General features: G+C 61.4%; 21 protein-coding genes and 1 tRNA gene. 12 read left to right on the top strand and 10 right to left on the bottom strand.

The features are described 5' to 3' along the window. Positions 1-46 precede the first annotated feature (46 nt). Complete coding sequence (mca, locus tag AC1DD5_RS05935; protein WP_477519542.1) at positions 47-952, bottom strand: mycothiol conjugate amidase Mca; 906 nt, start codon at positions 950-952, stop codon at positions 47-49. A gap of 76 nt (positions 953-1028) precedes the next feature. Between mca and AC1DD5_RS05930 the strand changes: the two genes are divergently transcribed. Both AC1DD5_RS05930 and greA read left to right on the top strand, forming a co-directional pair. Continuing rightward, a complete protein-coding gene (locus AC1DD5_RS05930) occupies positions 1029-1487 on the top strand; it encodes a DUF4307 domain-containing protein (RefSeq protein WP_477520846.1) in 459 nt (152 codons plus the stop codon). Between the two features lie 151 nt (positions 1488-1638). Continuing rightward, on the top strand, positions 1639-2133 hold the full coding sequence (gene greA / locus AC1DD5_RS05925; RefSeq protein WP_442002657.1) for a transcription elongation factor GreA: 495 nt from the start codon (positions 1639-1641) through the stop codon (positions 2131-2133). Between the two features lie 135 nt (positions 2134-2268). Here the strand turns inward: greA and AC1DD5_RS05920 are convergent, their stop codons facing one another. From AC1DD5_RS05920 to AC1DD5_RS05905, 4 genes are read right to left on the bottom strand one after another with little or no spacing between them, the layout of a single operon-like run. Beyond that, on the bottom strand, positions 2269-2883 hold the full coding sequence (locus tag AC1DD5_RS05920; protein ID WP_477520845.1) for a rhomboid family intramembrane serine protease: 615 nt from the start codon (positions 2881-2883) through the stop codon (positions 2269-2271). 15 nt (positions 2884-2898) lie between these two features. Then, entirely contained in the window at positions 2899-4137 is a 1239-nt protein-coding gene (ilvA, locus tag AC1DD5_RS05915; protein WP_442002655.1) for a threonine ammonia-lyase, read from the bottom strand. A gap of 3 nt (positions 4138-4140) precedes the next feature. Further along, a complete protein-coding gene (locus AC1DD5_RS05910) occupies positions 4141-5421 on the bottom strand; it encodes an AI-2E family transporter (RefSeq protein WP_477520844.1) in 1281 nt (426 codons plus the stop codon). Between the two features lie 57 nt (positions 5422-5478). Then, positions 5479-6429, bottom strand: a complete 951-nt coding sequence (locus AC1DD5_RS05905) for an aldose 1-epimerase family protein (protein WP_477520843.1) — start codon at positions 6427-6429, stop codon at positions 5479-5481. A gap of 101 nt (positions 6430-6530) precedes the next feature. Here AC1DD5_RS05905 and galT point away from each other — a divergent pair, with 101 nt between their 5' ends. Genes galT through AC1DD5_RS05890 form a run of 3 tightly spaced genes read left to right on the top strand, consistent with a single transcriptional unit; the run spans position 6531 to position 10131 of the window. Further along, complete coding sequence (gene galT / locus AC1DD5_RS05900) at positions 6531-7682, top strand: galactose-1-phosphate uridylyltransferase (RefSeq protein ID WP_477520842.1); 1152 nt, start codon at positions 6531-6533, stop codon at positions 7680-7682. Continuing rightward, on the top strand, positions 7679-8839 hold the full coding sequence (gene galK / locus AC1DD5_RS05895; RefSeq protein WP_477520841.1) for a galactokinase: 1161 nt from the start codon (positions 7679-7681) through the stop codon (positions 8837-8839). Before galT ends, galK begins: the two co-directional genes overlap by 4 nt. Before the next feature lie 53 nt (positions 8840-8892). After that, positions 8893-10131 carry an acetyl-CoA C-acetyltransferase gene (locus tag AC1DD5_RS05890; protein ID WP_477520840.1) on the top strand — a complete coding sequence of 413 codons (1239 nt, stop codon included), beginning with the start codon at positions 8893-8895 and terminating at the stop codon, positions 10129-10131. 97 nt (positions 10132-10228) lie between these two features. Here AC1DD5_RS05890 and AC1DD5_RS05885 read toward each other — a convergent pair whose 3' ends face one another. Continuing rightward, on the bottom strand, positions 10229-11152 hold the full coding sequence (locus AC1DD5_RS05885) for a Bax inhibitor-1/YccA family protein (protein WP_477520839.1): 924 nt from the start codon (positions 11150-11152) through the stop codon (positions 10229-10231). A gap of 279 nt (positions 11153-11431) precedes the next feature. Between AC1DD5_RS05885 and AC1DD5_RS05880 the strand changes: the two genes are divergently transcribed. Genes AC1DD5_RS05880 through AC1DD5_RS05865 form a run of 4 tightly spaced genes read left to right on the top strand, consistent with a single transcriptional unit; the run spans position 11432 to position 15635 of the window. Next, positions 11432-12829, top strand: a complete 1398-nt coding sequence (locus tag AC1DD5_RS05880; protein ID WP_477519535.1) for a branched-chain amino acid ABC transporter permease — start codon at positions 11432-11434, stop codon at positions 12827-12829. Positions 12830-12838: 9 nt separating this feature from the next. Then, positions 12839-13807, top strand: a complete 969-nt coding sequence (locus AC1DD5_RS05875) for a branched-chain amino acid ABC transporter permease (RefSeq protein ID WP_477519534.1) — start codon at positions 12839-12841, stop codon at positions 13805-13807. Continuing rightward, positions 13804-14868: an ABC transporter ATP-binding protein gene (locus AC1DD5_RS05870; protein ID WP_477520838.1), complete on the top strand. Its 1065-nt coding sequence runs from the start codon at positions 13804-13806 to the stop codon at positions 14866-14868. Before AC1DD5_RS05875 ends, AC1DD5_RS05870 begins: the two co-directional genes overlap by 4 nt. Next, positions 14865-15635, top strand: coding sequence for an ABC transporter ATP-binding protein (locus AC1DD5_RS05865; protein WP_431119032.1), 771 nt, complete (start codon positions 14865-14867; stop codon positions 15633-15635). The genes AC1DD5_RS05870 and AC1DD5_RS05865 overlap by 4 nt, the downstream gene beginning before the upstream one ends. Positions 15636-15822: 187 nt before the next feature. Here AC1DD5_RS05865 and AC1DD5_RS05860 read toward each other — a convergent pair whose 3' ends face one another. Then, a complete protein-coding gene (locus tag AC1DD5_RS05860) occupies positions 15823-17178 on the bottom strand; it encodes an ABC transporter substrate-binding protein (RefSeq protein WP_442002644.1) in 1356 nt (451 codons plus the stop codon). A 335-nt stretch (positions 17179-17513) separates the two neighbouring features. On the opposite strand from AC1DD5_RS05860, the gene AC1DD5_RS05855 reads away from it, so the two are divergent. Then, positions 17514-17693 (top strand): hypothetical protein, encoded by a 180-nt coding sequence (locus AC1DD5_RS05855; RefSeq protein WP_477520837.1) that lies wholly within the window; start codon positions 17514-17516, stop codon positions 17691-17693. After that, positions 17686-17883 (top strand): hypothetical protein, encoded by a 198-nt coding sequence (locus AC1DD5_RS05850; RefSeq protein ID WP_477520836.1) that lies wholly within the window; start codon positions 17686-17688, stop codon positions 17881-17883. The genes AC1DD5_RS05855 and AC1DD5_RS05850 overlap by 8 nt, the downstream gene beginning before the upstream one ends. A 173-nt stretch (positions 17884-18056) precedes the next feature. Here AC1DD5_RS05850 and AC1DD5_RS05845 read toward each other — a convergent pair whose 3' ends face one another. Beyond that, entirely contained in the window at positions 18057-18473 is a 417-nt protein-coding gene (locus AC1DD5_RS05845; RefSeq protein WP_477520835.1) for a hypothetical protein, read from the bottom strand. Between the two features lie 203 nt (positions 18474-18676). Here AC1DD5_RS05845 and AC1DD5_RS05840 point away from each other — a divergent pair, with 203 nt between their 5' ends. Then, positions 18677-18841, top strand: coding sequence for a hypothetical protein (locus AC1DD5_RS05840; protein WP_477520834.1), 165 nt, complete (start codon positions 18677-18679; stop codon positions 18839-18841). Positions 18842-18973: 132 nt separating this feature from the next. Here AC1DD5_RS05840 and AC1DD5_RS05835 read toward each other — a convergent pair. Beyond that, positions 18974-19047: transfer RNA gene (locus AC1DD5_RS05835), tRNA-Leu, on the bottom strand. Between the two features lie 38 nt (positions 19048-19085). Then, positions 19086-20006 carry an N-acetyltransferase gene (locus AC1DD5_RS05830; RefSeq protein WP_477520833.1) on the bottom strand — a complete coding sequence of 307 codons (921 nt, stop codon included), beginning with the start codon at positions 20004-20006 and terminating at the stop codon, positions 19086-19088. Positions 20007-20024: the final 18 nt, after the last annotated feature.

Raw genomic sequence — 20024 nt, 5'->3', positions numbered from 1 at the left:
ATGGCCGCCGGCGATTTCTACAAACGATAGAAACTGGTGGCAACACCTATCTTATCCCCGCAAACAGGTCCTTTTCCGGCAACTCCGTAGACACCCTGGACTTGATCAGCGTGTAGTCCTCCCAAGGCCACGCCGTACGTTGCAAGTCAGGTGAGACCGCAAAGAAGAAGCCCATGGGATCGATCTGCGTCCGATGCGCCCGGAGAGCGTCGTCGCGCGCCTCGAAGAAGTCGCCGCAGTCCACCTGCGTGGTGGTCTGGTGCGCGGGAGCAGGAGGAGTGTGGCCCTCGGCATCTGCTTCAAGCCACGCCGCGAGCCGCTCAGCATACGGCGACTGCAGCCCGGCCTCTTCCAGAGCAAAGTGCAATGCACGGAAGCGTTCGGGGCTGAAGGCGCGATCGTAGTAGAGCTTGCTGGGCGCCCAAGGCTCCCCTGTTCCGGGATAGCGTGAGGCGTCACCCGCTGCCTCGAACGCCTCCACGGCAACCTTGTGGGCCATGATGTGGTCCGGGTGGGGGTAGCCGCCGTTTTCGTCGTAGCTGATGATGACATGGGGCTTGAAATCGCGGACCAGACGGACCAGTGGGGCCGTAGCGCGTTCCAATGGCTGCAGGGCAAAGCATCCCGGCGGGAGAGGCGGAAGGGGATCGCCCTCCGGCAGGCCAGAATCCACGAAGCCAAGCCAGCGCTGCCGGATGCCAAGCACGGCCGCCGCATTGGCCATTTCCAACCGGCGGGCACCTGCCATGTCGCGCTTGGGGTGCGGAGCGTCCACCATGCCGGGGTTCTGGATGTCGCCCCTGGATCCATCAGTGCAGGTGGCGACCATGACGTCTACTCCTGCAGCGGCGTACATCGCCATGGTCGCTGCACCCTTGCTGGACTCATCGTCCGGATGAGCGTGGACGGCGAGCAGCCGCAGCTGCTGCTCGGAACTGCTGGACGCTGTCACTTGACGGCTCCTCTTTCATGGATGGTGCAAATCAGGGCTGTGCAGGAGGTGCCGGGATCCGCACTAAACTGGATAGGTGACTTCAGAGGACCTATCGGCCAACGAACTACCGGCAAGCAACAGCCTAGCCAATCGCTACGGTGGTCAAAAGCGCGGCTTGACCCGCACATCGAAGCGGAACATCGTCATCGTGGCCCTGATCCTCGGAATTGTGTTCGCAGCATGGGTCGCAACGTCCTCTGCACAGGCTCCGGTGACCTTCAAGGACATCGGCTACAGCACTGTCGATGGCACCCAGGCCGAGGTCGACTACCAAGTCACCAAATACCCGGGAGCCACTGCCAAATGCGCCGTGAAGGCCATGGATTCCAAGTTCGCGGTGGTGGGCTGGAAAGTGGTGGTGATCGGCCCCAATGAGCCCAAGGACGGTGCCGATGGCGGGAGCACAACAGCCCAGCGCACGGTGCTGAGAACCGAGTCCCCCGCTGTCGCCGGCGTAGTGGATAATTGCTGGATCGTGGACAGCGGGAAATAACAATCGTGTGACCCACAACTCAACCAGTTTGGGTTCGTCCAGAGGATTTACTACAATGGATGAAACCTTCACCCCGTTAAGTTGGTTACTGAGTTTCACGAGTGGCCACCTCGGCGGGGTCTTTGCTTTGTCAGATCAAGAGGAGAAATCCGTGTCTACCACCAACAGCGCCACAGCAGCTTGGCTTACCCAGGAAGCTTTCGACCGCTTGAAGGCTGAGCTGGACCACCTTTCCGGCGCTGGCCGGGCGGAAATCGTCCAGAAGATCGAAGCCGCCCGCCAAGAAGGCGACCTCAAGGAAAACGGCGGATACCATGCAGCCAAGGAAGAGCAGGGCAAGATTGAAGCCCGCATCCGTCAGCTCACCGCGCTCCTGCGCGATGCCCAGGTTGGCGAAGCCCCTGCCGATGACGGAATCGTAGAGCCCGGCATGTTGGTTGTTGCCCGCATCGCCGGGGACGAAGAGACATTCCTGCTCGGCTCGCGTGAGATCGCCGGCGACTCCGACCTCGATGTCTTCAGCGAGAAGTCTCCGCTGGGTGCCTCCATCATCGGCCACAAGGAGGGCGACAAGCTCAGCTACACCGCCCCCAACGGCAAGGTAATTCCGGTGGAGATCGTTTCCGCCAAGCCTTACGTCGCCTAGGCAGCGCCAAGAACCCGACGCCGGTCCACCCCTTTGCGGGTGGGCCGGCGTTTTTCGTGCCCGGCTACCCAACTAAGTCGCAGCAGTGCGCGTTTTGAGGGGGCGATTAACGCGCACAAATGCGACCTACTTGGGTCAGGTGGTGGCCTGGGGTTTGGGACGCAACAGGATGGCCGCGATGAGCCCTCCAATGGCACCGCCAAGATGGGCCTGCCACGAAATAAAGCCCATGACGGTTGGCAGCACCCCGAAGAGGATGCTGCCGTACGCCATGAAGAGCACCACGGATAACAGAATCTGCCACCAGCTCCTGTTGAAGAAGCCCCTGACCAGCAGGAACGCGAAAAATCCGAACACCAGCCCTGACGCCCCCACTGTCACGCCTCCCCCACCGATAAGCCACACGGTCAGGCCCGAACCCAGCCAGCTGAAGGCCAAGGCTGTGAGGAAGACCCTGATACCGGCCAGGAAAACCAGGAAGCCGAAGATGATGAGGGGCAGGGTGTTGGACAGCAAATGGTTGAGGTTCGCGTGAAGCAGCGGGAACGTCAGGATGTCCAGCACGCCGTCCACGCTGCGGGATCGAAGTCCAAAAGTACTGTTAAGGCCATGCCTCATCAGCGTGTTCAGGAACTCGATCACATACAGCAGGATCACGAAGCTGCCCATGAACAGCAGGCCACCCTTGGCTCGCCCCGCGAGTGTCTCCTTGGCCTCGGCCTTGGATTCGTCAGGCGTTTCGAGCACCATATCCGCGTCTCCCCGTCAGTGCACCACGATCGGCTGAAAGCCTTCGGCCCTCAAGGCGCCGAGGACCTGTTCGCCGTGTTCGTGGCCCTTCGTTTCCAGGTTAATGGTGATGGAGACGTCGCCCATGCTGATGGAGCCACCCAGTCGCGTGTGGTCCAGGCCCGTGACGTTGGCGTCGTTTTCGGCAATGATGCGGGCAATAGTCGCCAGTGAGCCCGGGCGGTCATCCAGCATCATCCGAACCGTCATGAACCGGCCCGCGGCCGAGAGGCCACGCTGGATAACTTTGAGCATCAACATCGGATCGATGTTGCCACCGGAAAGCACGACGGCGGTGTTCCCCGGGTTTTCGATCTTGCCATCCATCAGCGCGGCTACTCCCACCGCGCCTGCCGGCTCCACGACCATCTTGGCCCGTTCCAGGAGGAAGATCAGGGCCCGGGCAAGGGAATCCTCGCTCACAGTCACAACATCGTCCACGAGCTCGCGGATGATGCTGAAAGGAAGCTGCCCTGGCCGGCCTACGGCGATGCCATCGGCCATGGTGGAGACCTTTTTGAGCGGCACCAGGGCGTCTGCAGCGAGGGACGGAGGGTAGGCAGCCGCGTTTTCCGCTTGTACCCCGATGACCCGGATCTCGCGTCCGAGCTCTTTGGCCCTGGCCTTGATGGCCACCGCGACGCCGGCAAGAAGCCCTCCGCCGCCGACGCCCATGAGGATGGTGTCTACGTCCGGGATCTGTTCCAGGATCTCCAGCCCGATGGTGCCCTGGCCAGCGACGACGTCCACGTTGTCAAAGGGGTGCACAAAGACTGCGCCCGTTTCGTTGGCGTAGCGCTGGGCTTCGGCCAGTGCTTCATCCACGTTGTGGCCGTGCAGGATAACTTCGGCACCATGGCTGCGCGTTGCTGCAAGCTTGGGCAGAGCGACACCGAGCGGCATATAAATGCGGGCGTTGATGCCCAGGCTCTTCGCGGCTACGGCTACGCCCTGAGCGTGGTTGCCTGCAGAGGCAGCCACCACGCCGCGCTTCTTCTCGGCATCAGTCAGGCGGGCCATCCGCACGTACGCGCCGCGGACCTTGAAGGATCCGGCACGCTGCAGGTTCTCGCATTTGAAGAAAACTTTGCCGCCCACGAGGCTGCCCAGCGCACGGGACGACTCCACCGGAGTCTTGGTAATAATGCCCTCGAGCAGCTCCTGCGCCTTGAGGACATCGTCCAGCGTGACGGGCAGGGTATCGAGGGTATTCACTGACTATTCTCCTTTGTTGGTGTCAACTGCAGGCTCCTGGACGGAGGTGTTATCTGCGGTCTTGGTTTTGCCGACGGCGCTGCTGCCGCTGCGGGATCCGGCTCCCGGAAGGTGGACTTCCTTGAAGTTGGAGTCACCACCAGCTTCCGACGGCGCGGCTCCAGGCTGCAGCTCGGCCGCGCCCAATCCTTCATCATGTTCCCACGTCCGGCCGGCAATGTAGCGAACCGCCGTGTTTACTACGGCGAGCAGCGGCACTGCGAACAGCGCGCCGGGGATGCCCGCGAGATAGGATCCGGCAGCTACTGAAAGGATGACTGCCACGGGATGAAGCGCTACGGCCCTACCCATAACAAGCGGCTGCAGGATATGACTTTCAAGCTGCTGGACAAGCAGGACGATGGCCAGCATGATCAGCGCATTCACGGGTCCGTTCGCCACAAGGGCCAGCAGGACGGCGATCGCACCGGTAACCAGCGCACCCACCACGGGAATAAACGAACCAATGAACACCAGGACCGCAAGTGGAAGCGCAAGCGGAACCTGGATGATCGCTGCACCGGCTCCGATGCCCACGGCGTCCACGAAGGCAACGAACATCTGGATCCGAACATAGCTGACCATGGAGGTCCAGCCGCGGCGTCCGGCACCATCAGCGGCCCTCCGGGCTGTCTTGGGCAGGAGCCGGACCAGGAACGCCCATATGCGGCTGCCTTCCAGCAGGAAAAAGATCAGGATAAACAGGGCCAGGACCAGGCCGGCGGCAAAGTGTCCGGCCGTGCTGCCAAAGGACAGGGCACCGCTGAGGATGGTGCTGCTGTTGTCCTGCAGGGCCGTGACGCCGTCTGAAATGTACTGGTGAATTTGGGCGGCCGTCAGATGCAGGGGGCCGGCAGCGAGCCAGTCCTGGATCTGCTGGATTCCCGTCAGCGCCTCCGTCCAAAGCTCCCCGAATCCTGAGACCAGCTGCCTCCCGACCAGCGCAAGGGCACCCCCGATGACCCCGATGAAACCCAGCACTGTGATGGCCACAGCCGCACCGATGGGCAGATTCCGCTTGCGCAGCCAGAGCACCACTGGGTAGAGGAGTCCGGCCAGGAGCGCCGCGACCATGACCGGAATGATGAGGAAGCTGACCTTGCCCAGCAACCAGACCAGGGCGCCGATCATCAGCAGGATCAGGCCCAGCCGCCACGACCACGCAGCCGCAATGCGCACCCCGTAAGGAATGTCTTGGGCAATTTGTCGGTCAGAACGTGATTTGGCGTCAGGTGTTGGCGTCATGAACCCATAATTCCGCAGCCCGCCCCGTATGGGAAACCGGCCCGCCGCGCGCATGGCCTAGAGGGAGGCCGTAATCCCCCACGTCATGGTCAACGTCTCCCCTGGCGCAAGCCAAAGCAAACCATCCCCGCTGTTAAAGGCGTTGGCTGGACCTGTCATGGGCTCTATGGCGACTACTTTTGATCGGCCAGGGAAGGTGTTCGTGACGAACACGTGGACATATTGGCAGTTCTGGTCTTGCTCAAGTGACACGCTGCGTCCATCCGGCGCGGTCAGCGTATGGCGGGCCACGCCGCCGTCGAACGTCAGGTCCGTCAAGGCGACGTCGATGTCCAAGCTGCCCACTGAGCGACCTGAGGAAAGGTCAAAATCTCCCTCCACGGCAGTGGTGCTGCGGGGAATCAACCGCTCGTCTGCTACCAGGCGGGTGGCTGCCTTGACCGTCAGGACCAAATCTTCAGGGGCTACGTCGCCCAGCCGCAGGTAGGGGTGGGCGCCAAGGACGACGGGAGCACCATCTTGTGAATCGTTGACCATCGTCTGCGAGACGCGAAGGTCCAGGTTTTCGTCGAGCTCATACTGAACGAGGTGACGGACAAGGAAGGGGTAGCCATGCTGTGGGAAGACGGTAGCTTCAAGGGTCACGGAGAACTCAGACTCGTCTACCAGGGCGTAACCGGCATTGCGGAGCAGTCCGTGACTGGCGTTGTTGCGTGAGACCTCGGTGATATCGAGCTGCTGCTTTTTGCCGTTGAGATACCAGACGCCATCCTCCACCCGGTTGGCCCAGGGGGCGAGCGTGATGCCCGTGGCGCCTGGCGGAATCTCGGCGTCACCGTAAGTTTCGGTGAGTTGGACGCCGCCGCGAGAGTACAGTCGAAGACCTGCCGCGAGCTCGGTCACGATGGCGAGCGCATCGTCCCGGCGAAGCTCGAATTGGCGGCCGGTGGCGAAGCGTCGGGGTGCTGATTCGAGCGGGCTTTGGGCAGATGGGGAAGAGGCAGACATGGCAATACCGTACTGCATGCCGTCCCGTTCCCAGCCAATGAGGGATGTTAGCTTTTGTTTGAAACTATGCGTTTTTGATTGCTTTGTGGGATGATGGACCCATGAGCCGTATGACCCGCACCCGCCTCGCTGACAACCGTGAGTTGATCTACTTTGATGACCCCGGAACTCCTGAGCGCACACCGGACTCGCTGGTGGACCACCGCGAGCTTCCGGCCCGTGGCGAGCCCGGCGAGGTCAGGTACGACGCCCTGTCCGGCGAATGGGTAGCAGTGGCCGCCCACCGCCAAAGCCGCACCCATCTCCCCCCGGCCGACCAGTGCCCTATCTGCCCCACGACAGCGGCGAATCCCTCGGAAATTCCGGCCTCCGACTATGACGTCGTGGTGTTTGAAAACAGATTCCCCTCGCTGGGACCTGCGCTGGGCGACATCCCTCAGATTCCGGGTCATGGATTCGCCGGCCACGGCGTCACCGGGCCTGCCTTCGGTCGCTGCGAAGTTGTGGCCTTTACTCCCCAGCACACAGGATCCTTCGCGGAATTGGGAGAGACCCGCGCCCGCACCGTCATAGAAGCCTGGGCACAGCGCACAGAAGCATTGAGCGCCCTGCCCGGCATCAAGCAGGTCTTCCCGTTCGAGAACCGCGGCGCCGATATCGGAGTCACCCTGCATCACCCCCATGGCCAGATTTACGCGTACCCCTACGTCACGCCCCGGGCCGCCACCTTGGGCGCGGTAGCCCGCAAATACTACGACGACGTCGACGCGAAAGAAACGCTTGGCGCGTCCCTCCTGAAGGCAGAACGCGAGGATGGCAGCCGGATGGTTCTGGAAGCCAAGCACTTCAGCGCCTACGTGCCCTTTGCAGCCCGCTGGCCTCTGGAAATCCACCTTGTCCCCCACCGCAGCGTCCCTGACCTCGCGGCCCTGACGGGCGAAGAACGCGACGAGCTCTCCCACGTCTACCTTGACCTGCTGAAGCGGCTTGATGCCCTCTACCCCACCCCCATGCCCTACATCTCCGCCTGGCACCAGGCACCCCTGGACCCGATCCTGCGCCCGGCGGGGCAGTTGCACCTGCAGCTCACCTCACCGCGCCGCGCTGCCGATAAGCTCAAATACTTGGCGGGCTCCGAAGCAGCCATGGGAGCGTTCATCAATGACACCACCCCCGAAGCTGTGGCGGAGCGACTCCGCGAAGTCGCTGCTGCCACGCAGTTGACCAACACCCTGCAAGGCACCCGAGCATGACCACCAGCACTGACACCAGCGTGCTTTCTGCCCGCTTTCAGGAAACTTTTGGTTCAGTTCCCGACGGCGTGTGGCAGGCACCGGGTCGCGTGAACCTGATCGGCGAACACACGGATTACAACGAGGGCTTCGTCCTGCCGTTCGCGATTGATAAGACCGCCAAGGTTGCCGTCAGACTCCGTGCAGACTCCACGGTGCGGCTGCTGTCCCTGTTCGGAGGTCATGGCTTGGTGGAAGCGGACCTTTCAAGCCTGGAACCGGGATCCGGCCAGGGCTGGTCACGCTACCCCCTCGGCGTTGCCTGGGCCCTGAAAGAGCGTGGCATCGACGTGCCCGGCTTTGACCTGCTGCTCGATTCGGACGTTCCGCTGGGCGCTGGGCTCTCCTCCTCCCACGCGATTGAATGTGCCGTCATTTCTGCCCTCAACGACCTCACGGGGGCAGGCCTAGGCGCAGAGGACTTGGTGCTCGCCACCCAGCGTGCTGAGAACGTGTTCGTCGGCGCACCCACCGGCATCATGGATCAATCCGCTTCTCTGCGCGGCGCCAAGGGTCATGCTGTGTTCCTGGATTGCCGGGACCAGCACGTTGACCTTGTCCCTTTCGACGCCGAAGCATCGGGCCTGGTCCTGCTGGTCATCGACACGAAGGTGTCGCATTCACACGCCGACGGCGGTTACGCCTCCAGGCGCGCCTCCTGCGAGTTGGGTGCCGAAATCCTCGGCGTCAAAGCACTGCGCGACGTCGGCGTGGAATCGTTGGAGGAAGCCGCGGGCTTGCTGGATGAGACAACCCTTCGCAGGGTCCGCCACGTGGTCACAGAAAACGACCGCGTACTCCAGACCGTGGAAATCCTCACCAGCCAAGGCCCGGCCAGCATTGGCGCCTTGTTGGACGCCAGCCACGTGTCAATGCGCGACGACTTCGAGATCTCCTGCCCCGAGCTCGACCTCGCCGTGGAGACCTCCCGGGCCAACGGCGCGATTGGTGCCCGCATGACGGGCGGGGGTTTCGGCGGCTCCGCCATCGCCCTGACCCCTGTAGGCCAGGAGCAACAGGTGCGTGACGCCGTCGTGCGTTCCTTTGCCGAGAGCGGTTTCACCGCGCCGGACATCTTCACCGTGACTCCAGCAGCAGGCGCACTTCGCTTGGCCTGACCTCTCAGGCTTACGCCCGCCTTCCTTCCAGACGCCGGGCGTAAGCTGGGGCCATGACTGAGGCTGTCATCGTTTCCACTGCCAGAAGTCCAATTGGGCGGGCCTTCAAAGGCTCCCTCAAGGACGAACGCCCCGACGACCTTGCTACCGCCATGGTGCAGGCCGCACTCGCGAAAGTTCCGGGTTTCGATCCTGCCGCCGAAGATGAAGGCGGCCTGGATGACCTCCTGCTGGGCTGTGCCGAACCCAGTGGCGAAGCGGGCTCCAACATGGCCCGCGTCGTCGCCGTCCTCGCAGGCCTGGACCGCGTACCGGCGGCTACCATCAACCGGTTCTGCGCGTCCAGCCTCCAGACTCTCCGCATGGCCTTCCACGCCATCAAGGCCGGTGAAGCGAACGCGGTCATCTCGGGCGGGGTGGAGAGCGTCTCGAGATACCAGAATTGGGCAGGGGCCGGACAGACCGACGTCGGCAATCACAACCCGCTCTTCGAATCAGCAGCCCAACGGACAGCGGCCCGGGCGGCGTCGAATATTCCCTGGACGGATCCGCGGCTTGGCGGGAGGCTTCCTGACGTCTATATCGCCATGGGCCAGACAGCCGAGAATGTTGCCACCAGCTATGGAATCAGTCGGGCAGAGCAGGACGAGTGGGGCGTGCTGAGCCAGAATCGCGCTGAAGCAGCCATTGCCTCGGGTTTCTACGCACGAGAGATCACACCGTACATGCGCAAGGACGGCACCCTGGTTGACCGGGACGACTCTCCTCGCGCGGGAGTGACCTTGGAGGCTGTATCCGCCCTGGACCCCGTCTTCCGGCCCCAAGGCACAGTGACGGCGGGGAATGCGTGCCCACTGAACGACGGCGCCGCCGCCGTCCTGGTCATGAGTGACGCGCGCGCACGCGAACTTGGAATTCAACCGTTGGCACGAGTTGTCTCCACCGCCGTTTCCGCCCTGTCACCCGAACTCATGGGCATGGGACCAGTTGAGTCAACGCGGCGGGCGTTGGCACTGGCAGGACTGACGATTGACGACATCGACCTCGTGGAGCTCAACGAAGCCTTTGCCGTCCAAGTGGTTGCGAGCGCCCGTGAACTTGGCATCGACCCACAGAAGCTCAACGTGCACGGTGGCGCCATTGCCCTGGGGCACCCCTTCGGCATGACCGGAGCGCGCATGACCACCACGCTCCTCAATGGTTTGAAGGAACGCGACGGAACCCTTGGCCTGGCCACCTTATGCGTTGGAGGCGGCCAGGGAATGGCTGTTGTTTTCGAACGCCTGAGTTGAGGTGTCCTGCGCCACGTCACTGTTTTAGCCAAGTCGCCGTTTAAAGAAAAATGCCCCCGAAGTAATTCGGGGGCATTTTTCTTGAACTTGGGCGGACTTAGTCGTCGCCGCGCAAAATCGCCAGAAGCCGGATGATTTCGACGTAGAGCCAAACCAGCGTGACGGTCAGGCCGAAGGCAGCGATCCAGGAATAGCGCTCAGGTGCGCCGGCACGGACGCCTTGTTCGATGCTGGTGAAGTCCATGATGAGCGAGAAGGCTGCCAGGCCAATCGCCAGGATGCCAATGAAGACACCCAGGGGGATGCCTGCAATCGTGATACTCGTGCGCAGGCCGAACGGTTCCTGAACCGCACCGGTCCACATCATGACGAGGTTGATCAGCGCAAAGACGGCGTAGCCGATGGTGGCGATCATGAAGAAGCGCACCATCTTGGGTGTGGCGCGGACCTTGCCGCTCTTGAAGAGCAGCAGCGTGACGCCGAAGACTGCCAAGGTACCGATGACCGCTTGGAGGCCCACGCCGGGGAACATTCCGTCAAGAATCCGGGTCAGGCCACCGAGGAAGAGTCCCTCAAGACCCGCATATGCCAGAATCAGTGCCGGCGAAGGCTGCTTCTTGAACGTGTTGACCAGTGCGAGCACGAATCCGCCCAGCGCGCCGACGATCATCAGCATGCTCGACAGGGCCGGTGCTACAAAGAGAGTGATGCCCGCGCCCACGACCAAGGCAACAAGGCAGGCGACGGTCTTCATGATGACGTCGTCGTAGGTCATCCGGCCGGTGTCGGCAGGTCCTGCTGCAGGCTGGTTGTACATCTGCTGCAGTTGTTCGTTGGTCATGTTCTGCTGCGAGGCGGACCAAGCGGACCCGGCGTCGAGGACCTGTCCAGGCGCGCGGCCTGGAGCCTGGTTAAACTGCTGGCCGTACTGGTTGGAATACGGATTTTGCGGAACAGGCGGTGCCTGTTTGGCTCCACGGAAATTCTTTCCGTTGAAGATAGGGTTTCCGCCAAGTGCCATTGCGGGTGTCCTCCTGAAAAAGGGCTAAGTGATAATTCACGGTACCAATTACCACGCGCCCAAGGCATGGAAAGTTCCCTTGTTCACCCAGACGAAACTCAACCGTGACACGAATGTGGAAGATTGCTTGTTGCCTATAGCTTCACAGTTGTTATCCGATCGCTATCTTCTGACCTCTATGCTGTGCATTTTTTAGCCGCAGCGAGCGGTAACATAGGCCACACATGGGTGACTTAGATCACAATCGAGGCAGCTAGGCAAGAACTGTTCACAAGCCCCATGACCGTTCGCACCGGCTGCAATGGCGCAGCCGGGACCACCCCCACTGTGGAGGTTTCCATTTTGAGAAGCACACTGCGCGACCCGTCCATGAGACGGTCCAAGGGACTGCAGAGAGCCGTGGGGGCGTTCTTCGCAGCCCTCATTGCCACTCTGTTGATCGCCGCCCCCGCGGCGGAGGCAACCACCCCCTCGCCTTCGCCATCCCCAACGAATTTCCAAGACAATATCAGCGGCTTCCTCCGCGATGATGCCCGTGCTCCCATTCCGGGCGTGAAGATCAAGGCCTCGGGCAACGGGTTTGAGGGCGAAGCAACTTCCGGAGCCAACGGCGCTTGGAACATAGGCGTCCCCACACAAGGCACGTACAGAGTTGAGCTGGATACCTCCACCTTGCCCCAAGGCATCAAACTTGCCGATGGTCAGGAGAACCCCCGCGATGTCACCTTCAGCCAGACGTCCAACCTGTCAGTCATCTTCGCCTTCGGTAAGGGCATCGTCGTCCAGCAACAAGACTTCGGACAAAACCTCCTCAACCGCCTGGTTGCCGGGCTGAGCTTCGGCCTGCTGCTGGCACTTGCCTCCGTCGGCCTGTCCCTTATCTTCGGCACCACAGGCCTTACCAACTTCGCCCACGGCGAGATGGTGACCATGGGTGCCGTGCTCGTCTTCATGCTCAACAGTTTTGGGTTGCCGTTCTGGCTGGCCATCCTGCTGTCGCTGATCGGCGGCGGGCTCTTCGGGTATGTCCAGGATGCCGGGCTCTGGCGGCCTTTGCGGCGGCGCGGCTCGGGCCTGGTGCCCATGATGATTGTCAGCATCGGCCTTGCCCTGGCTATCCGCTACGTCATCCAGTTCTTCTTCGGCGGCGCCACCCAACAGCTGCCCGGAGCCCAAAGCGCTGAGGTCCAGATCGGGCCCATTTCCATCTCTCCGAACAACCTCTGGTCCCTGTTGATCAGTGCCGTGGTGATTGCCATGATCGGCATAGTCCTGCTGAAGACCCGTCTTGGTAAGGCAACCCGTGCGGTGGCCGACAACCCGGCTCTGGCCGCGGCTTCGGGCATCGACGTCGACTCGGTCATCCGGCTCGTATGGATCGTTGGCGGCGTCCTGGCTTCCCTCGGCGGCATCCTGTGGGCCTACTACCGGCCCGGGGTGACGTTCGACATGGGCTCGCAAATCCTGCTGCTCATCTTCGCCGGCGTGACGCTCGGTGGCCTGGGCACCGTCTTCGGCGCCCTGCTCGGCTCCATCGTCGTCGGAATCTTCGTGGAGCTGACCACCGTCTTTGGCCTCCCTGCCGACCTCAAGTACGTTGGCGCTTTGTTCATCATGATTGTTGTTCTTCTGTTCCGACCGCAGGGTATCCTCGGCCGGCGTGAGCGTGTGGGTTAGGAGCGGGCCATGGACTTCGGATTTATTCTTTCCAGCGCCCTTGGCGAATTGTTCAGCCCGACGACGGCGGCCTACGCGCTTGCCGCTTTGGGCCTGGCCGTACACTTCGGCTACTCAGGCCTGTTGAACTTCGGTCAGGCCGGTTTCATGGCAGTGGGCGCCTACGGCTTCGCCATCTCCACGTTGACTTTCAAAACTCCGTTCTTCATCGGCCTGCTTATCGCGGTCCTGTGTTCGGTAATCTTCGCGTTCATCCTGGGTATTCCAACACTGCGCCTGCGGGCGGACTACCTCGCTATCGTCACTATCGCAGCAGCGGAAATTGTGCGCTACGTCGTCACTACCAACCAACTCACCAGCGTCACGGGTTCGGCAAACGGCCTGGCCGCATTCGAGGGTGGCTTCTACTCCATGAATCCCTTCCCTGAGGGGTCCTACATGGGAATGAACAACCGTGACTTCTTTATCCGGGTTGTGGGTTGGGGCCTGGTCATTATCTGCTGCCTGCTGGTCTGGCTGCTGATGCGCAGCCCTTGGGGGCGCGTCCTGAAGGGCATCCGCGAGGATGAGAACGCGGTGCGGTCACTCGGCAAGAATGTCTATTCCTACAAGATGCAGGCCCTCATTATTGGTGGCATCCTGGGCGCCCTCGCCGGCATGATCTTCACCCTCCCCCGCGGCGCCGTCCAGCCCTCCAACTACGGCACTGAGCTCACGTTCTTCCTTTGGACCTGCCTCCTGCTCGGTGGCATGGCCACCGTCCTGGGCCCGGTGATCGGAGCCATGATCTTCTGGGTAGTGCTCTCGCTGACGCAGAGCCTGCTTTATGGGCTCATCGAATCCGGAGTCGTCACCTGGCTGACCACCGTTCAGGCCGGCCAGCTGCGCTACATCCTTGTTGGTGTGGCACTGATGCTCCTGATGATCTTCCGCCCGCAAGGCGTCTTCGGCAATAAGAAGGAGCTTGCTTTCGCATGAGTGAGACCAACGAACCAAACAGCAACAACCCAACCAATCCGGTTACCCCTTCCGGCACTGGTGGCTCAGCCCACCGCGCCATCCCAAGCGACGAGTCAGGCATCGACTACATGACCGATTCGCGTCCTATTGCGGTCGGGGAAAATACCCCTGGCTGCAAGAAGCGCGATCCGATCGTCGTGGCCGAAAACGTCACCCGCTCCTTCGGCGGCATCAACGCCGTGGACGTGGAATACCTGGAGATCCCCCGCCACAAGATCACCGCATTGATCGGGCCAAACGGTGCCGGCAAGACCACCCTGTTCAACTTGCTCACCGGCTTCGACACGCCAAACACGGGCAAGTGGCAGTTCGAAGGAAACAGTATTGCCGGCGTCTCGTCCTACAAAGTGGCCCGCATGGGCATGGTGCGGACATTCCAGCTGACCAAAGTCATGGGCAAGCTGACAGTCATGGAAAACATGCGGCTCGGTGCAGCGGACCAGCCAGGCGAGCGTCTTTCCAAAGCCCTGTTCAAGGGCATGTGGGGTGGCCGGGAGAAGGAGATCACGGCACAGGCACACGTGCTCTTGGAGAAGTTCAAGCTGGACACCAAGAGGGATGACTACGCCGCTTCCCTCTCCGGCGGCCAGCGTAAGCTCCTGGAGATGGCACGATCCCTCATGGTGAAGCCCAAGCTCGTCATGCTCGACGAGCCCATGGCCGGCGTGAACCCCGCACTGACCCAGTCCCTCCTGGACCACATCAAAAACCTCAAGGCTGAAGGCATGACGGTCCTGTTCGTGGAGCACGATATGAACATGGTGCGCCACATCGCAGACTGGGTAGTAGTCATGGCAGAAGGAAAGATCGTGGCCGAAGGCCCTCCCGGGGAAGTCATGAAGAACCCTGCCGTGATCGATGCTTACCTTGGCGCGCACCACGACGTTGACCTCGGCGACGCAGAAGGCATCAAGGTGCTCGAGGCAGAACTTGAGGCCGACGAAGAGTCGGTAGTGGGAACCGAAGACGCAGGCATCCTGTCCGACATCGTAGAAACCAAGAAGGAGGACGGGAAATGAGCAGCACCAGCGCAATGCCCGCCTCGGCAGATGCCCCAGCCAGCGATTCGGTCGTCAAAGTCACCAACCTGGTGGCGGGCTACATTCCCGGCGTCAACATCCTCAATGGTTGCTCCATTGAGGCACGCAAGGGTGAATTGATCGGCATTATTGGACCCAACGGCGCCGGTAAATCCACCCTGCTGAAGGCCATGTTCGGCCTGGTCAAGGTCCACTCCGGCACTGTAATAGTCCGGGGTCAGGATCTCACAGGATTGAAGGCCAACAAGCTTGTCACCCAGGGCGTCGGCTTTGTCCCCCAGACCAACAACGTATTCGCCACGCTCACCATCGAAGAGAACCTCCAGATGGGCATGTTCCAGCGGCCCAAGGCGTTCGCCGAGCGCTTCGACTTCGTTGCCAGCCTCTTCCCCGAACTGGCCAAGCGACGTGCCCAGCGAGCCGGTTCCCTCTCAGGCGGTGAACGCCAGATGGTCGCCATGGGGCGGGCACTCATGATGGATCCTGCAGTGCTCCTGCTCGATGAGCCTTCGGCGGGTCTCTCCCCCGTCAAGCAGGACGAGACCTTCCTTCGGGTCCACGAGATCAACCGCGCCGGCGTCTCAGTCATCATGGTGGAACAGAACGCCCGCCGTTGCCTGCAGATCTGCGACCGCGGTTACGTCCTGGACCAAGGGAAGGACGCCTACACAGGCACTGGACGCGAGCTCATGAAGGACCCCAAGGTCATCCAGTTGTACCTGGGAACCCTCGCCGACGAGGTCTAGCAGCCGCTTTACACGCACGGAGGGCTCTGGGTTACCTGGGGCCCTCCGTCGTTCCCCGCCCGTGCGAGGCCCGCTCTTCGCCCAAAACCACCCCAAGCACGCACACCAGGCCCCACAACACAGAACAGGTCCCCTTCCTGGAGAGGAAGGGGACCTGTTCTGTGTTGCGGTCTAGCCGGGCCTTGGCTTAGAGCTTGCCGAACTCCGCCTTCACGGGCATTAGCTTATTCTCGTTGGTGTATTGATAGATGCCGATATAGGCTTCCGTCGGGTCACCCGCATCCGAGAACGTGATTGGACCCGACTGGCCGTCGTAGTCGATGTCCTTGCCGTTACGAAGCAACGTGACGCAGCTGGCGAAGTTGTTGCACTTCTCGCCACCCTGCGATACGTCCTTGAGCTTGGCTGCGATATCAGCGCCCTTGGTGCTCTTGGCTTCCTCAGCGGCGAGAGCAATCAGGTTTACTGCATCGTAAGACTCACCGCCGTATGTGAAGTCCTTCAAAGCCGGATCCACACTAAGAAGTGACTTGGTGAACGATTCGGCCGCGAAAGTGCCAGGGAATGTTCCGTGAGCGCCAGTGAGCGTGCCCGGTTGGAAGTCCTTGCTGTAGTCGGTGGTGTTGCCATCAACCAGGAACAGCTGTCCGGGCTTTGCCCCCTTGCCTGTGACAAGTGGAATAATGCTCTTGGCTTCATCAAATGTAATCAGGACAATGGCGTCGGGCTTTGCCGCAATGACCTTGTCCACCTGGCTGCTGAATTGGGTGTCGCCGGTATTGAACAGTTCCTCGGCTACCACCTTGCCGCCGGCAGCTTCAAAGGCCGCCTTAACGTTCTTCTGCAAGCCGGTTCCGTACGCGTCGTTGAGGACGATCATGCCGACGGTCTGAGCGCCGCAGGTGGCCATGTAGTTGCCGAGAACCTTGCCCTGCAGGACGTCGGAGGGTGCCGTGCGCCAGTAGAGGCCCTTGTCATCCCATGTTGTGAAGTCGGGCGACGTATTTGCCGGGGAGAACTGAAGCACACCTGCGCCTGTGATCTGGTTGATGACCGTCTTGGAAACACCGGACGAGGCCGCCCCAATAATGGCGCTCACGCCCTGGCCCAGGAGGGCGGTGGTGGACTGGGTTGCGATGTCGGTCTTGGTGTCACCCGAGTCACGGTGCACCACCGAAACGGGAGCGCCGAGAACGCCGCCAGCATCATTGACTTCCTTGATACCGAGGTTGACGCCAGCAACTTCGGGTGGGCCGAGGAACGCGAGCGACCCCGTTGTCGGCAGAAGCGATCCAAGTTTCAGAGGAGTGGAGGTAGTGGTGGTCGAGGGAGGTACGGGCCCCGTGTTGGTAGCAGCCTGGCTGTTGCTGGCTCCCGCCCCTGCACTCGGAGCCGGGCAGGAGATGCCTGCAGCGGCGGCGGAACTTGACCCGGTTTGGCTCGGCGTGGAGGACCCACCACAAGCTGTGGCCAGGAGGGCAACCCCAATGCCAAGCGCTGTAAGCTTGGCGGCTCGGGGCGCCGCTTGGGAAAGATCAAACATTCGTTGTCTCCTCGATCGAAAGGTGCGAACTGCCTTTGATGCGATAACTCAGGTGTTCCTGATTAAGACTCAAACTAGTGCAATTGATCCGGGAAGATAAGTGATTCAGGTCACATCCCTATAACACTCGTTGCCTGTGGGGAATCTACGAGCCTGCTGGGAAAAGTCTCTGAAGAGTGGCTGACACATGGAAGGGGAGGAAACGTCCTCCCCTTCCGCTCAGTGCCCCAAGTGGGACTCGCTGGGGAGGCATTGGAGTCCGTCACGAAACTCATCATTCCACCACTGAGAAATTACCCCGTTCCACACCCAAACTAGCGAACATTCGAGAGCACATGAAGACCGTCAAAGATCCGTTGTTCATCACCATCGTTTCCACCGGCATCACCGTCGGCGCAGGGGCCGTAGTGTCCGGCGGCATGTACCCCGTAGTCAGCTTCGGATTGCTGGCAGCTTGGGTTGTGGTCGCGGTGGTTGCCGGAATCATCCTCGTAAGGCGGCGCCGGCATGGTTGATCTCCCAGAAATCAGGGCGGCGGCCGAAGCGAAAGCCAAGGCCGCCGCCGAGGCCGAACGCCTGGACGTGGAACTACGCACCCTCATTCGGGAAGCCTTTTCAGATGACGACATCCGGCTCAAGGACCTCATCGAAGCCACCGGCCTATCCAAGCCCCGGCTTTATCAGATCAGGGACGGCAGGCGCTGAATGGCCAGGATGACGACAGGGGTCTGCAATCTAGGATTTGCAGCGGTCAGCGTACTCGTTGCCGGGCACGTGGGGCGGCAAAAAGCCCGCAAGGCAGACATTGATGTTGTCGAAGCCTGGAGTCGAGGCGCGAAAAACCCCACCGTGTAAAGGGCGGTGGTCTTTCTTGTCTTCTAAACCTGAGCCAAACTCAGGTTCGAGAGCTCGGCAGCGAATTCACTACCGTGTGCCCCGAAGGCTCGATGCTTGTTCTCCTTCACCATCTCTAACCATTCTCGAACAGTCATCCCGCCAGGGACGTCTACGGTATCGGCCGAGATCCCGTTACCTCGTCGCCCCTGAAAGGACGTGATGTCGAGCAGGTCATCAAAATCGGTGACCAGCGTCGCCTCCGACTCGCCGACTTGCTCCATACGATGGATTGTCAGGGCAGCTGATTCGAAGGACGCGGCGATGACCACTGTAAATTCCCCGTCCGAATCCCTCGGGATGACCTTCTCTGCCCGTGCGAAGAACTTAGGGTCGCGCATAAGCAGGCTGAACTGGGCCGCAATTTTCGCCCGTGCCTTCAATGTTTCTTTGCTCGCCATTGGTCCCTCCATTCCACCGCGTCACCGATGATTCGCATAGTTGAGTCTAAGTAAGCTTGGTGGGCTTGTTCCTCATTGTCCAGCGTTCCGAACGTTTTGGACACCTTCGGTTTCTTAGGACGCAGGAAGTCACCCTCGTGCAGGTGATAGTTCGAGTGCGCGGAACATGCTCTCACCACGTGCTCCATGGTCTTTGTCACTGAATGGTGAGCCATGAGTCCAACGCTGAAGTCCCAGACGTGGCCACGGCACTGAGTGTTTCTGTCTATGGCCACGAGCGGATCATCATTATCGATGTACATCTTGATGGCTGGACGCGTTTCGACGCATTTTTCGCACCGCTCGTGGTGCAGCTCGCCTTTGTCTAGCGGCCCATGGGTCTTCGCGTTCACTATGCAACCATACGCGATCGCGAGGTTGAAAAAGGGAGCCTACCCAACCGGTCCACCAACACCCTCGGTTCCCTTGTAAACAAAGGGAACCGAGGGCCTTTTCGTCAGTGCCCCAAGTGGGACTCGAACCCACAACACGCGGATTTTAAGTCCGCTGCCTCTGCCAATTGGGCTATTGGGGCGCCCGCACCATGGTATCCCAGCTAGACGGGCATCCCAGCTACACGCGCTCGAATGGCGCCGCGTAGCGAAAGGTTCCCCGGACGCCGTCGGGCCAGGCCGGAAGGGGCAGCAGCTGGAAGTGATCGCCCCAGGCTGCCCGGGGCGGTTCCACCCCCAAGGACGTGGCCGGCACGTACCCGAAGCGCGGGTAATAGAGAGGGCTGCCCAGCAAAGCAATCGCAGGCTCCCCTGCCGCCGTGGCGCGCGCGGCAGACTCACGCATGAGGGCCGAGCCGACGCCGCGTCGCTGAAACTGGGGAAGGACACCGATGGGACCCAACCCCAAGAGTTCGAGGTCGCCGATCCAGCCGCGAGTGCTGATGGCGTAGCCAACAATGTCCCCGCCGATCTCAGCCACGATGCTCAACTCTGGAATGTACTCGACGCACTCGAAGAGCTCGCGCAGCAAGCCAACCTCCACGGGTGTCCCCTCAACGGGTTGGCCAGTCATGGGAGACACCGAGAACGCCTTTGCCGTCAGTTCCAGGATTTCAGGGCGGTCTTCTGGCCGTTCCGTCCGCAGTACCACCCCTCGGGCCAGCAAACGCAACACATCCAGGGCGCGGTCGGCGTCCGCTACGGGGACCAGCAAGTGGTCATGGTGAAAGCCGGCGAGGACGTTGCAGCTGATGCCTGCATGCGTCAATGCCGCGCTCACGGCTGCGGTCAGCCCTACCGCTTCCAACGCGGAATGGATCTGCAGCGTGATCCAGGCGGCCACGAAATCGTAGGAAAGGCCAAGCCTGTCCGCCTCACGCCGTCGCAGGACCACAGTCAAACCCTCGGCCTCCCGGACGGCGGCCTCGATGTCGCCTTCCAGCGGCTTGCCATGCGGCCAGAGGGCGTACACGTAGTTACCCTCCCTGATGACAGGATGCAGTGACGCCAGAAGGGTCTTCAGATCAGTTTCGCCGGGCATGGCTACAGCTTAAACGAC

The sequence above is a fragment of the Paenarthrobacter sp. 10L420 genome (assembly GCF_056395385.1).
This window is presented reverse-complemented; position numbering and strand designations above follow the sequence as displayed.